Source organism: Pseudomonas sp. 1 (genome assembly GCF_056626735.1).
Map to the genome: position 1 here is coordinate 26,852 of NZ_JBWXMQ010000015.1, position 13,087 is coordinate 39,938.

16 protein-coding genes are annotated in these 13,087 nt (G+C 60.7%); 7 read left to right on the forward strand and 9 right to left on the reverse strand.

The window, feature by feature from the left end; all coding sequences use genetic code 11:
• Positions 1 to 101: 101 nt before the first annotated feature.
• A complete protein-coding gene (locus AC1MDC_RS21490; RefSeq protein ID WP_480393613.1) occupies positions 102 to 488 on the reverse strand; it encodes a c-type cytochrome in 387 nt (128 codons plus the stop codon).
• Positions 489 to 544: 56 nt separating this feature from the next.
• Positions 545 to 1,876, reverse strand: coding sequence for an aminotransferase-like domain-containing protein (locus tag AC1MDC_RS21495; protein ID WP_480393614.1), 1,332 nt, complete (start codon positions 1,874 to 1,876; stop codon positions 545 to 547).
• An 89-nt stretch (positions 1,877 to 1,965) separates the two neighbouring features.
• Between AC1MDC_RS21495 and AC1MDC_RS21500 the strand changes: the two genes are divergently transcribed.
• Complete coding sequence (locus tag AC1MDC_RS21500) at positions 1,966 to 2,859, forward strand: DMT family transporter (protein ID WP_480393615.1); 894 nt, start codon at positions 1,966 to 1,968, stop codon at positions 2,857 to 2,859.
• Positions 2,860 to 2,862: 3 nt separating this feature from the next.
• On the opposite strand, the gene AC1MDC_RS21505 is transcribed toward AC1MDC_RS21500, so the two are convergent.
• On the reverse strand, positions 2,863 to 3,684 hold the full coding sequence (locus tag AC1MDC_RS21505; protein ID WP_085699199.1) for an AraC family transcriptional regulator: 822 nt from the start codon (positions 3,682 to 3,684) through the stop codon (positions 2,863 to 2,865).
• Between the two features lie 134 nt (positions 3,685 to 3,818).
• Here AC1MDC_RS21505 and AC1MDC_RS21510 point away from each other — a divergent pair, with 134 nt between their 5' ends.
• Entirely contained in the window at positions 3,819 to 4,343 is a 525-nt protein-coding gene (locus AC1MDC_RS21510) for a carboxymuconolactone decarboxylase family protein (RefSeq protein ID WP_085699197.1), read from the forward strand.
• A gap of 126 nt (positions 4,344 to 4,469) precedes the next feature.
• Here the strand turns inward: AC1MDC_RS21510 and AC1MDC_RS21515 are convergent, their stop codons facing one another.
• Entirely contained in the window at positions 4,470 to 5,915 is a 1,446-nt protein-coding gene (locus AC1MDC_RS21515; protein WP_480393616.1) for a SulP family inorganic anion transporter, read from the reverse strand.
• 174 nt (positions 5,916 to 6,089) lie between these two features.
• On the opposite strand from AC1MDC_RS21515, the gene AC1MDC_RS21520 reads away from it, so the two are divergent.
• Together AC1MDC_RS21520 and AC1MDC_RS21525 are read left to right on the forward strand one after the other, a co-directional pair.
• A complete protein-coding gene (locus tag AC1MDC_RS21520; RefSeq protein WP_085699193.1) occupies positions 6,090 to 6,386 on the forward strand; it encodes a DUF7693 family protein in 297 nt (98 codons plus the stop codon).
• 76 nt (positions 6,387 to 6,462) lie between these two features.
• Positions 6,463 to 7,008 carry a hypothetical protein gene (locus AC1MDC_RS21525; RefSeq protein ID WP_085703217.1) on the forward strand — a complete coding sequence of 182 codons (546 nt, stop codon included), beginning with the start codon at positions 6,463 to 6,465 and terminating at the stop codon, positions 7,006 to 7,008.
• Positions 7,009 to 7,059: 51 nt separating this feature from the next.
• Here AC1MDC_RS21525 and AC1MDC_RS21530 read toward each other — a convergent pair whose 3' ends face one another.
• Positions 7,060 to 7,674 (reverse strand): hypothetical protein, encoded by a 615-nt coding sequence (locus tag AC1MDC_RS21530; RefSeq protein ID WP_085699189.1) that lies wholly within the window; start codon positions 7,672 to 7,674, stop codon positions 7,060 to 7,062.
• 116 nt (positions 7,675 to 7,790) lie between these two features.
• Positions 7,791 to 8,249, reverse strand: a complete 459-nt coding sequence (locus AC1MDC_RS21535; protein ID WP_480393667.1) for a GNAT family N-acetyltransferase — start codon at positions 8,247 to 8,249, stop codon at positions 7,791 to 7,793.
• A 124-nt stretch (positions 8,250 to 8,373) separates the two neighbouring features.
• On the opposite strand from AC1MDC_RS21535, the gene AC1MDC_RS21540 reads away from it, so the two are divergent.
• Positions 8,374 to 9,015: a TetR family transcriptional regulator C-terminal domain-containing protein gene (locus AC1MDC_RS21540; RefSeq protein ID WP_480393668.1), complete on the forward strand. Its 642-nt coding sequence runs from the start codon at positions 8,374 to 8,376 to the stop codon at positions 9,013 to 9,015.
• Between the two features lie 57 nt (positions 9,016 to 9,072).
• Entirely contained in the window at positions 9,073 to 9,345 is a 273-nt protein-coding gene (locus tag AC1MDC_RS21545; RefSeq protein WP_227232926.1) for a DUF3630 family protein, read from the forward strand.
• 121 nt (positions 9,346 to 9,466) lie between these two features.
• On the opposite strand, the gene AC1MDC_RS21550 is transcribed toward AC1MDC_RS21545, so the two are convergent.
• Both AC1MDC_RS21550 and ggt read right to left on the reverse strand, forming a co-directional pair.
• Positions 9,467 to 10,000: a cysteine hydrolase family protein gene (locus tag AC1MDC_RS21550; protein ID WP_085703220.1), complete on the reverse strand. Its 534-nt coding sequence runs from the start codon at positions 9,998 to 10,000 to the stop codon at positions 9,467 to 9,469.
• Positions 10,001 to 10,065: 65 nt separating this feature from the next.
• Entirely contained in the window at positions 10,066 to 11,793 is a 1,728-nt protein-coding gene (gene ggt / locus AC1MDC_RS21555) for a gamma-glutamyltransferase (protein ID WP_085703221.1), read from the reverse strand.
• Positions 11,794 to 11,929: 136 nt separating this feature from the next.
• Between ggt and AC1MDC_RS21560 the strand changes: the two genes are divergently transcribed.
• Positions 11,930 to 12,445: a methylated-DNA--[protein]-cysteine S-methyltransferase gene (locus tag AC1MDC_RS21560; protein ID WP_480393617.1), complete on the forward strand. Its 516-nt coding sequence runs from the start codon at positions 11,930 to 11,932 to the stop codon at positions 12,443 to 12,445.
• Here AC1MDC_RS21560 and AC1MDC_RS21565 read toward each other — a convergent pair.
• Complete coding sequence (locus AC1MDC_RS21565) at positions 12,442 to 13,032, reverse strand: NUDIX domain-containing protein (protein ID WP_085703222.1); 591 nt, start codon at positions 13,030 to 13,032, stop codon at positions 12,442 to 12,444. The genes AC1MDC_RS21560 and AC1MDC_RS21565 overlap by 4 nt on opposite strands.
• Between the last annotated feature and the right edge of the window lie 55 nt (positions 13,033 to 13,087).

Sequence of the window (13,087 nt, forward strand, 5' to 3'; positions counted from 1 at the left end):
CCTGATCAGCCGGGCTTTTTCACGTCCAACCGGTGCTTACTGCACCGTTTCAGTTTGATCACGTCACCGAAGATTCTGGTGTTGTAACCGGTCAGCCGCGACTACTCGGACTGAAATGTCTGCAAATACGCCAACAAATTATCAATCTTCTCCTCGTCACTCAGCCCCCAAAAGATCATCCGAGTCCCCGGCACCACGCCCTTCGGATCTTTCAGATACTTCGTCAACGTTTCACGATCCCAGGTCAGGCCGGAGTTTTTCATGGCGTCGGAGTACACGTAATTCGCCGACGTCCCCGCTTGGCGGCCGATGATGCCGTTGAGTTCCGGGCCGAAGCCCGGGCGGGCGGATTCGCCGACCTGATGGCAACCGCCGCACAGGCGCGGGAAGATTTTTGCGCCGGCCTCGGCGTCACCGGCTGCCAGTGTCGGCGTGCTGAACAGGCCTGTGTTGAGGATCAGGGCGAGAGCGAATGCAGCGTTTTTCATCAGGGGTTTTCCAGATCGTCGGCGGCGCCAAGGGTAATCGGGCGCGGCAAGTTGCGCTACAGGTAGGCACCCACCACCTGACGGACTTTGAGCAAGGCTTGACGCAGGACAAGCATGTCCACCGACCCCAGCGCCAGACGAATTGCGTGGGGCACATGGCCGGACACAGTGAAGGGTTCTGCGGTGGTGACGGAAACCTGTTCGTGCATCAACTCGACCACGATATGGTCGGCCCGGACATCTTCCGGCAGCGGCAGCCAAAGAAAATACGAAGAGGGATGGCCCACGGTCGGCAGGCCGTCGAGGATCTGCGCGGCCAGGATTTGCCGGGCCCGAGCATCGCTGCGCTTTTGTGCTTCGAGCAAGGTGACGGTACCGTCGTCCAGCCAGCCGCAGGCGATGGCGGTCATCACGCCAGGCGTGTTCCAGGTGGTGGCGCGGATGATCCGCTCCAGTGCCGCCACCCGCTCGATCGGCGCGGCGATGAAGCCTACGCGCAGGCCGGTGGCGATGTTTTTCGACAGGCCTGAAACGTAGACCGTGCGCTCCGGTGCCAGAACCGCCAACGGGGGCGGTGGGGTATCGACAAGAAAGGCGTAGGCCGCGTCTTCGATGATCGTCAGATCATGCCGGCGGGCAATCGCGATCAAGTCCTCACGTTGCTCCAGAGGCATCACCCAGCCCAGTGGATTGTGCAGGGTCGGCATGCTGTACACCGCACGCACCGGGCGCTGGCGGCAGAGTTTGTCGAGGGCCGCCAGATCGGGGCCCTGCTCATTGACGGGAATCGCCACCACTTCAAGGTGCAGCGCTTCGGCCAACACTTTGAATCCGGAATAGGTCAAGGCGTCGGCGGCGATCACATCACCGGGTTTGAGCAAGGCCATCAGCGTCACCGCCAGCCCTTGCTGGGCACCGTTGACGATCAGCACCTGCTCGGCCTCGACATTCAAGTCCCGTGTCTGCAGGTGTCGTGCCACCGAGGCCCTCTCATGCTGGCGACCGGCGTGGGGCTGGTAACGCAGCAACGCTTCGAGGTCGCCGGACAACGCCAGTTGCCGCAACGCGGTGCGCAGCAACTCGGCCTGCCCCGGCAGTGACGGGTAATTGAAGTTGAGGTCGATCATGCCGACCGCGACGTCTTTCTGATCGATGCCCTGCCCCGGCAACAACGAGGTTTCCCGCACGAAGGTGCCGCGTCCGGCTTCGCCGCTGACCAGACCCATGGCCTCAAGCTCGGCATATACCCGCGACGCGGTAACCAGCGCCAGTCCTTCGCTGGCCGCCAGTTGTCGGTGAGTCGGCAAACGCGTGCCGGGCAGCAGGCGACCGGCGCGAATGTCAGCCGCATAGGTGTCGACGAGGGTTTTGTAACGGGAGCGCGGCATGTCGGGCTGTATCCATGACAATTCTTTGATTGTGCTGATTCTCGACCCTAGGATTGTTGCAACGCAACCCACCTCTGAGCGCAACGCGTATGGAACGAACCACCCAATTCGGCACCCCGGCGCTGGAAAAAACCAGCGGCTGGATCAACGGCTTCATCGGCGTTGTGATCTTCAGCGGGTCGTTGCCGGCCACGCGGCTGGCAGTGCTGGAATTCGACCCGGTGTTTCTCACGGTCATCCGCGCAACCATCGCCGGCGTCCTGGCGTTATGTCTGCTGTGGCTGTTTCGCGAACGGTACCCGGCGCGGGACCAGTGGTTGTCATTGCTGATTGTCGCGCTGGGCGTGGTCGTGGGTTTCCCGTTGTTGACGGCCCTGGCGCTGCAATACGTAACGTCGGCGCATTCCATTGTGTTTGTAGGATTGCTGCCGCTGGCGACGGCGATTTTCGGCGTACTGCGCGGAGGTGAACGACCGCGTCCGGTGTTCTGGATTTTTTCGGTATTGGGCAGTTCGCTGGTGACGGGTTTTGCGATCTCGCAAGGACTGACCGCCTCGCCCACCGGCGATCTGCTGATGCTGGCGGCGATTCTCGCCTGCGGCCTCGGTTACGCCGAAGGCGCCAAACTGTCGCGCACCCTCGGCGGCTGGCAGGTGATCTGTTGGGCGCTGGTGCTGTCGTTGCCGGTGATGGCCATGCTGAGTGTGTGGCTGGCGCCCGCCTCGCTCAGCGGTATCAGCCTGTCGGCGTGGGTGAGCCTGGCCTACGTTTCGCTGTTCAGTATGCTGATCGGTTTTGTGTTCTGGTATCGCGGGCTGGCGCAGGGCGGGATTGCGGCGGTCGGACAGCTGCAATTGCTGCAGCCGTTTTTTGGCCTGGCACTGGCCGCGACCTTGCTCCATGAGCACGTCAGCGCGGGCATGCTGGTGGTCACGCTGGGGGTGATCCTGTGCGTGGCCGGGGCAAAGAAATTCGCCAGATAGTTTTCAGCTTGCGCCGGATTTCCATTCCCGCGGGCTGAGCCCGGTCTTGCGCCGAAACGCCCGGGCCAGCGCCGAGGGACTTTCATAACCGACCTCTTCGGCGATCAGGGCAATCGGTCGTCCCTCGCGCAGGCGTTTCTGAGCGAGGCTGATCCGCCAGTTCACCAGATAATCCACCGGCGTCTGCCCCACTACCCGCCGGAAGTGTTCGGCGAAACCGGCGCGAGACAGGTTGGCGGCACTCGCCAGTTCAGCGACGCTCCAGGCCTTGGCCGGTTGGTCGTGCATCAGGTTCAAGGCTCGGGAAATCTTCGGATCCGCCAGTCCCGCCATCATGCCCGGCTGCTGGTGGCGACTGCTGATGAGGTGGCGCAACAACAGAATCACCAGTAATTCGAACAGCCGATCCATCACCGCTTCGCGCCCGCAATGGCCATCGAACGCTTCCTTGAACAGCCACTCCAGAGTGTTGGCCATTTCGGGAAGGTCGGCGAGTTTCAGCACCAGATAATCCGGCAGCGCTGCCGCGAGGGCATTACCCGCGCCGCCGTCGAACGTCAGCGATGCGCACACCAATTGCGTGCCCATGGCTTCGTTGGCGAACAAGCGATGGGCCATGGGGCGGGGGAAAAAGATCAGGGTCGGTTCATTGAGCGAGATTTCAGGATCATTGCCCGGTTTGAGCAGCAGCTCCCCCGCCTGCAACAGATGCACATGCCCGCACACCTGATCGCCGCCGTAGGCGCTCACCCCGCAAAACGTGCCGCTGTGAAAGGTGCCGGCATTGACGCCGAAATGGCTGAGTAACGTAGAAAGGCGATCCATGACTGATTCTCGCAACGACAGGTTTGGACGATCTGTCGCATATCCTCGACGATTTGCACCCAAAGCACCAGCCGCGTTCCGTAGCATTCACTCCATCCCCGGCGCACTTCGCACCGGACTTTCGGAGAATCACCATGAGCCGCATCGCCCCTCTCAGCCTCGAAACCGCCACCGACGCCACTCGCCCGACACTTGAAGGCGTGCAGAAAAAAATCGGCTTCCTGCCCAATATGTTCAAGACCCTGGCCACCGCGCCCGTTGCGCTGGATGCCTACGTACAAATCTCGGCAACCTTGGGCAAAACGTCCCTGAGCGCCAAGGAAAAAGAGGCGGTGTATCTGGCCACCTCGCAAGTCAACGGTTGCGATTATTGCCTGGCGGCGCACACCCTGTTCGCCAGCAAGGCCGGGCTGGCAGCAGAGGAAATCATCGAAGCACGTCACGGTCGATTGAATGCTTTTGCCACCCTCGCCCATCAACTGACCGAAACCCGTGGTCATCTGAGCGATGAACAGATCGCCGCCGCCCGCGCTGCCGGCATCGACGACAAGAAGATCATCGAAGTGATCGCCATCGTCGCCGCGCAGACCCTCACCAACTACCTGAACAACGCGGCGCTGACCGACATCGATTTCCCCGCCATTGAAAATCCAGCGTAATGCAAAAAACTGTGGGAGCGAGCTTGCTCGCGATGGCGGTGGATCAGTCGGCATCTTTGTCGATTGATACTCCGCTATCGCGAGCAAGCTCGCTCCCACATTGAATTTTGTACTGCGTAGGACGCGTCAGTCGTGATCGACCCCGGCGCGTTTCAGCAACTTCTTGCAGCGCTCGGACAGGTGAAACACCTGCAACTGCTTGCCGGCCTTGGCGTAGCGTTCACGCAGGGTTTTCAGCGCCGCGATGGCCGAGTAATCGACGAAGCTCAGGTGCCGGCAATCCAGCGTCACCCGCTGCGGGTCGCTGGCCGGGTCGAACTGATTGAGGAACGGCGTGGTCGAGGCAAAGAACAGCGTGCCGTGCAGGCGATAGAGTTTGCTGCCGTCCGCTTCCAGATGTTCGTCGGCGTACAGCTCGCGCGCTTGCTGCCAGGCAAAATTCAGCGCCGCGATAATGATCCCGCACAAGACCGCCGTGGCCAGGTCGGTGAACACGGTGATGGTCGTTACCGCGATGATCACCAGCACATCGTTGAGCGGCACTTTGTTCAGCACCCTCAATGACGCCCAGGCGAAAGTCTGTTGCGACACCACGAACATCACCCCCACCAGCGCCGCCAGCGGAATCCGCTCGATCAGCGGCGACAGAAACAGGATGAACAGCAGAATCAACACACCCGCCACTACGCCGGACAAGCGCCCGCGTCCGCCGGAGCTGAGGTTGATCACAGTCTGGCCAATCATTGCGCAACCACCCATGCCGCCGAACGCGCCGGAGACTACGTTTGCCGCGCCCAGCGCCACGCACTCGCGATCCGGGTAGCCACGGGTTTCGGTGATTTCGTCGGTGAGGTTGAGGGTCAGCAGGGTTTCCAGCAGGCCGACCAGCGCCATCAGAATCGCGTAAGGCGCGATGATGCGCAGGGTGTCCAGCGTCCACGGGATGTCCGGCAAGGCGAACGTCGGCAAGCCGCCGGCGATGTGCGCCATGTCGCCGAGGGTACGGGTCGGCAGACCGAGCACATAAACCAGCAAACCGACACCGAGGATCGCCACCAGCGCTGGCGGCACAGCCCGGGTCAGGCGCGGCAATACATAGACGATGGCCATGGTCAGCAGCACCAGCCCGGTCATCAGGTACAACGGCGTGCCGCTGAGCCACTGCTCACCGCTCTTGAAATGCTCCAGTTGCGCCAACGCAATGATGATCGCCAGACCGTTGACGAACCCGAGCATCACCGGGTGCGGCACCATGCGCACCAGTTTGCCCAGTCGCAACAGACCGAACGCCATCATGATCAAACCGCCGAGCAATACCGTCGCCAGCAGATATTGCACACCGTGCTGAACCACCAGCGCGACGATCACCACCGCCATCGAACCGGCGGCCCCGGAAACCATGCCCGGCCGGCCACCGAATAACGCGGTCAACGTGCAAATGATGAAGGCGCCGTACAGGCCCATCAGCGGATTGAGATGAGCCACCAGCGCAAACGCAATGCATTCGGGCAACAGGGCAAACGAGGTGGTGAGTCCGGCCAGGACATCGGCGCGCAGACGAATCGGTTTCATGGCTTACCTGACAGAGCGGCCGACGGGCGCGGCCGCATGCATTTGCGCAAAAGAGCGCTGCGGAAAAAGAGGGTTGCGGATGTTACGCAAATGCACCGGCGTGGGCCAGTGATCGCTGACATCCGCTGGCGTGCGCTCTATGCTGACGCGCTGTTTCAGGCTATGGAGCCCAGGATGCCGACCGAATTGACCAGCCGCGAAGTGTGCCAGCGATTGCGCGATGCCGCGTTGGGCGTGTGTACCTTGCGGGTGACGAGCGCACGAGCGGATCGGGTGTCGGTCGAAATCGAAGGCTGGCGTTTGCAGCTGGACTTCGACGGCCAGCGCCTGCATCACTGCGCTGATTGTTTTTGCCCGGACGGCCGCCAATGGACCCTCGACACCCGGCAGCGTTTCGGCACCGATCCGGTGAGTCTCTTAAGTACCTGGGAACTGGCGCAGATCGAGGGCTTGTTGCGGCAACGTGAATGAGGCGGCGAAGACAGTTGCCCAATGATGGCACTCTGCCCATAATTCGCCCCCCCTCTTCTACGCGCAAGGAACTGCCGTGAAAAAATCGCTGCTGTTGGTCCCGCTGTTTGCTCTGCTCCTGCAAGGCTGTGGCATGACCATGACCCGCTACGAGCCAAGCTTCGACAACGTTCAAAAGCTCAAGCAAACCCCGCCGCTGCACGCGATCAGCAATCCGCAGGTCACCGCCGAATCGGGCGAAGGCTCGTTGATGGTCCGCGCCAACCCGATCAAGTCGCCGACAGGCAGCATCCCGGCGCATATCCAGGACGCAATCACCGAAGAACTGCGCAAGGCCGGTCTGCTTGATCCGCAGGCGACGCGTCATCTGCAAGTGCTGGTGGTGAAAAACCAGTTGAACGCCGGCATGGGCACAGGTGACGGCACCATCGCTGCGCGCTTCACCCTGCGCAATGGCAACGATGTGGTGTACGACGCCACCAAAGATGTCAGCCATCAGTGGAACAGCAGCTTTTTCGGCTTTATCGCGATCCCCAACGCGACCAACGCCTACAACCCGATGCTGCAGGACTTGCTGAAGAATCTGTACAGCGATCCACAGTTCATCCAGGCCCTGAAGTAAGGGCAAAAAAAGAGCCGCGATTGCGGCTCTTTTTTTTGCTGCTGGCGTGCGTCAGATGCCCGAATATTTCGGACGGTTGCTGTCGGCCCACTCCTTGAGCAACGCATTGACCTGCCGAGTGAATGTATCGGTCACCGCCGCTTTCGGCGTATTGAACGCCAGCGGAAGGAACCAGATGCCCATCCAGGTGCCGACCGCGTCATGGTTGCTGGCGGTGGACAACGGCTGGCCTTGCTGATCGAGAGTTTCCAGGCTCATGGTGTATTGGTCGGTGGCGTAGGCCGGAATGATCGTCATGCTCAGGCCACTGATGAACGCCAGCACCATCTGACCGCCATTCGGTGGATGGTTGTACATTTTCAGACGCAGACTGTAGTCACCTGGCTGCTTCTCGAACTGGTCGAAGGTGACACGACCGAACAAACCGGAATCCTTCAGGACGGTTTGCAATTGCGGTTTGAGCATCTCCCGAGCTTGCGGCATTTCCACGGCGGAAGCGCTTTTCGGCTCGCCCTGGTAGAAGTCGAAATCCACATAGACATTTGGCTTGTTGGCATAGCTGGCCATCGATGGCAGCGTGACCGGGGCCACTTCGTCCTTGGTGAAACTGGCACAGCCACCCAGCGCGAGCACCAGACCCAGCGCAAGGATTTTCCCGAATTGCATGATGTCGTCCCTAAAATGATATCAAAGAGCCTCCATTGCGGAGCGCCGGGGCGGATTCTAGTGATGGTCTACGTTCGGGGAAAGACCTGATTCGGGAAAAACCTGAAAAAGCCGATTCAGCTTTGACGCAAATCGAGGGTGTACGTGTAATAGGCCGTATCACGCACCCAGCCAAGTGATTCGTACAAACCCTGAGCGGTGAAATTGTCGGTGGCGGTTTCCAGCACCAGCCCTTTGGCGCCGGTATTGACGGCAAAGTCGCGGGCGGTGTTCATCAATAGCCGCCCGACTCCACGGCCCCGAGAGGCCGGCGTGGTGAACAGGTCACTGAGCAGCCAGGTTCGGTGGGCGTCTATCGAAGAGAACGTCGGGTATAGCTGGACGAATCCCAGCGCCTCACCACTTTCATCCTCAACCAGAAAAATCGCCGATTCATTGCCGGTCATGCGCTCGGAGATGAAGGCCCGCGATTGCTCGAGATTTGACGGCTGGCCATAAAAACCACGATAGGCGTCGAACAGCTTCGCCACCGCGTCGAGGTGAATTGTCGTTGCGCGCAGAGCCTGAAGGGTCATTGTCATTTTCCTGAGGTTACCGAAACTGACACCAGCATAGCGCTGAGGAACAAGTTCGCTGGCCCAATCGCTATATAGTTTTGTATATTGCGAACCCGCAATGGCCAGACCCTTCATGCCGTCCATGAGCAGCATCCGCGAACGCAACCAGCAACTAATTCTGGCCGCCGCCAGCGAAGAATTCGCCGCCAACGGCTTCGACGCGACCCAGACCCGCGACATCGCCGCTCGCGCCGGTGTACCCAAAGCCAACCTGTATTACTACTTCCAGAGCAAGGAAAACCTCTACGGCAAAGTGCTGCTCGGCTTTGTCGAACCGTTGCTGGAAGCCTCGGCGGTACTGCGCGAAAGTGACGATCCGCTGATCGGCCTGCGCGCCTACGTCGCCGCCCGCATCCGCATCGCCCGCGAATATCCGGCAATTGCCAAAGTGTTCAGCGGCGAGTTGCTGCTCGGCGGTCGCCAACTGCCCGACGAATGCCGCGACCTGCTGCACGGCGAAGCCCGGCGCAATGTCGAGTGCCTGCGCAGCTGGATCGACCGTGGGCTGCTGGCGCCGGTCGATCCCGAGCATTTAATGCTCTTCATCTGGTCGGCGACGCGCACCTACACCAATATTGGCTGGCAGATGGGGCGCATCACCGGGCGGGAAGTGCCGCAGGATGAGGACTATGCGTTGGCGACGGAGACGATTACGCGGTTGGTGCTGAGCGGTGCGGTGTCCGAGCCGGTGAGCGATGTTCGCAGGTTGATGTTTGCGACTTGATTTCAGGCGGTCGCAATATGCCTTCGCTTATTCCCGACGTCATTCAAGGAGCAACACATGGCCGAGTCAGATATTCACTTGTCGGGCAGTTCGGACACAGAATCCTTCAAGCGCATCGCCGATGAGCTCCAGCAGACGCTGAGCGGAACCTGGACAACCCAGGCCAGCGGTCTGGATCAGTGTTACTGGGACCTGGCAGTCGACGGTCAGGTGATCACCCTTCACCTGGAGCATCACCTGGGGATCATGTTGCTGGTGGAGGACGCGGATCCGCAGTGGGTAGAATCGGAGCGGTTTCAGGCCGTGGTACGGCGGTTGCAAATGGCGTGATTCACACGCGTCAGTGTGGGAGCGAGCTTGCTCGCGATAAGGGCAGCACATTCAACATCATCGGTGACTGAACGAATGCCATCGCGAGCAAGCTCGCTCCCACAATGACTGTGATAACCCATCAGAACGTAATCTGGGCCGCCGGCTTCACATCGATCCGCGCCACGGAACCGCTCAGATGCGCCCAATCCTTGTTGTACTCGGCGATGATGTCTTCGGCGCTCATGTTGCCGTTGTCGACCGTCGTATGGGCGTCGGCCGCCAGTTCCACGTCGTACCCCAGCTGGTGGGCCTGACGCACGGTGGCGTTGACGCAGTAATCGGTTTGCATACCGCAGATCACCAGGCGGTCGAAGTCCTCCCGGGGGATCAGTTTCTGCAGGTTGGTCTGGTAGAACGAGTCGTTGGCAGTCTTGTCGACGCGCAAATCGCCGGGCGCGGTTTCCAGTCCTTCAGCCAGTTGCCAGCCTTCGGCACCGTGAGCGAACGGGCTGTCCTTTTCGCTGTGCTGGATCAGCACCACTGGAATGCCCGACTTGCGGGCGCGGGCGCTGAGGCCGTTGATGGTGTCGATTACCCGCTTGGCGTCGTGGCACTCGTACTCGCCTGCGCACAGGGCGCGCTGGACATCGATGATCAGCAATGCGGTGGTCATGGTGAGCCTTCCTTGATCGGTCCTTGAGACAGGGGCGGACGTGTGCCCGCCCCTTTTTACTCCGCTCAGTAACCCAATGACAACCCGGTGTTGCGCCGTGGATCGTTGGCGCCGTAGAAGCGGTTCTTGCCGACCGGTTTGCCACCCAGCGACGGTGCACCGACCAGAATCGCGGCGATATGGTTGGCGTCCTGCGGCCCGGCGAACTTGTGGCCCCAGCTCTCGAGGATCTTCTTCGTGTCGGGGCTGGCGGCGAAGTCTTCGAGGTTGGTTTCCTCCGGCATCCACTGCTGGTGGAAGCGCGGCGCGTCGACCGCCTCCTGCAGGCCCATGCCGTAGTCGATGACGTTGAGCATGGTCAGCAACGTCGCGGTGATGATGCGACTGCCGCCCGGCGTACCGACCACCATCACCACCTTGCCGTCCTTGGTGACGATGGTCGGGCTCATCGATGACAGCGGCGCCTTGCCCGGGGCGATAGCGTTGGCTTCACCCTGCACCAGGCCGTACATGTTCGGCACGCCGACCTTGGAAGTGAAGTCGTCCATTTCATCGTTGAGGATCACCCCGGTCTTGCTCGCCATCACGCCCGCGCCGAACCAGTCGTTGAGGGTGTAGGTGACCGAGACCGCGTTGCCCCATTTGTCGACGATTGAGTAGTGCGTGGTGTTGCTGCCTTCATGAGGTGCGACACCGGGTTTGAGCTCCGCCGACACGCCGGCCTTCTGCGGCTGGATCGCGTTACGCAGTTTGGTTGCGTAGTTCTTGTCCAGCAGGTGCTCGATCGGGTTTTTCACAAAGTCCGGGTCGCCCAGGTAGCTGTTGCGATCCACGTACGCGTGGCGCATCGCCTCGATCTGGTAGTGCATGCCCTGGGCCGAATGGAAGCCCAGATCCTTCATCGGGTAGCCTTCGAGAATGTTCATGATCTGGCAGATCACCACCCCGCCGGAGCTCGGTGGTGGTGCCGACACAACGTGGTAGCCACGATAGTCGCACTCCACCGGGGCCAGTTCGCGGGTCTTGTATTTGTCGAGGTCGGCCTGGGTGATGATGCCCTTGTTGGCCTGGCTGGACGTCACGATGGCGTCGGCCACCCAGCCTTTGTAGAAGCCATCGGCGCCTTTTTCGGAAATGGTGCGCAGGGTTTTGCCCAGATCCTTCTGCACCAGTTTCTGCCCGACCTGCATCGGCTCGCCGTTGCTCAGGAAGATCGCGCCGGAATCCTTGATGTCCTTCTTGAACACGTCGGTAGCGTACTCCAGCAGTTCGACGTCGCCCTGTTGCAGCTCGAAACCTTCTTCCGCCAGTTTGATCGCCGGGGCAATCATGTCCTTGCGCGGTTTGGTGCCGTACTTGCTCAGCGCCAGCTCCATGCCGGACACGGTGCCCGGAACGCCCACCGCGAGGTGGCCACGGGTACTCAGGTCCGGAATGACGTTGCCGTCCTTGTCCAGGTACATGTTGGCCGTTGCGGCCAGCGGGGCTTTTTCCCGGAAGTCGAGGAAGGTCTTGCGTCCGTCCGCCAGTTGAATGGTCATGAAACCACCGCCACCGAGGTTACCCGCCGCCGGGTAAACCACCGCCAGTGCATAACCCACGGCAACCGCCGCATCCACCGCGTTGCCACCACTTTTCAAGACGTCGACGCCCACGTGAGTGGCCAGGTGCTGGGCGGTGACCACCATGCCGTTTTCGGCGGCAACCGGGGCAACCGAAGCGGCGTGGGCCATCAGGCAGCTCAGCGCCAATGAGGTCGCAATCAGCGATTTGGCAAAAGGTTCGTACTTCATGAGTCGGTCTCTTCTTTTTATAAGGTAGGAAAGCGCTTCAAGAGCATCAGCCAGTATGGTCGCGTTTACGGTTTGCGCCTCCCCGATCCGGCAGTATGCTGGGCGCAGTTTTCGCCCCCGTACCGGAGTTTTTTCCATGGCCTACACGTTCATCACCCTGCCCTCGCCCGTCGGCGAGTTGAAGCTGGTCGCGAACGGTTCACGTCTGGCTGCCATCCTCTGGGAAAACGACAAACCGAACCGGGTGCGCCTCGGACCGATGAGCGAGGCACCGGACAACCCGGTGTTGATGAAAACCGCGCGACAGCTGGAAGAATATTTTGCAGGCACGCGAAACGCGTTCGATCTGGAGCTGGACTTTGCCGGCACCGAGTTCCAGAAAAAAGTCTGGGACGCACTACTCACCATTCCGTTTGGCGAAACCCGCACCTACCGCAAGATCGCCGAACAGATCGGCCATCCGAGCGCGGTGCGTGCGGTCGGCGCGGCAAACGGGCGCAATCCGATTTCGATCATCGCGCCGTGCCATCGAGTCATCGGCGCATCAGGAAAACTGACCGGGTTTGCCGGAGGCCTGGAAGCCAAGGAGCGCTTGCTGACCCTTGAGGGTGGCCAGTGGTCGGACATTGGCAAAACCGGTGATCTGTTTTAACCGCCAAACAGGTTATTCATCGCCGCATATTGCAGCAGCATGATGGTCTTGGCATCGCAGATCTCACCACGCTGGAACGCCGCCAGCGCGTCGTCGAAACGCCACTCCAGCACTTCAAGTTCTTCGGTCTCCTCTTCCAGACCGCCCCCTTCACTGACCTTTGACGAGGCATCGTACTCGGCGATGAAAAAGTGCAACTTCTCGGTCACCGAGCCGGGACTCATGTAGGCCTCGAACACCTTCTTCACGTCATGCACGCGGTAGCCGGTTTCTTCCTCGGCTTCGTCACGGATGCGCTGCTCAGGCGCCGCACCTTCAAGCAACCCGGCCGCCACTTCAATCAGCAAACCGTCGTGACCGTTGACGAACACCGGCAGGCGGAATTGTCGGGTCAGCACCACGGTGCGTTGCTCGCGGTTGAACAGCAGAATCGCCGCGCCATTGCCACGGTCGTAGACCTCGCGCGTCTGACGCTGCCAGTCACCGTTGTTGCGGCGATAGTCGAAGGTGATTTTCTTCAGCAGATACCAGTCGTGGGACAACACCTGGGTATCGACGATGTTGACCCGCTCGGTTGTGTTGGACATGACGCCTGATCCTTTTTGTCATTCGGAAGATGGCCATGGTAGGTGAAATGATGCG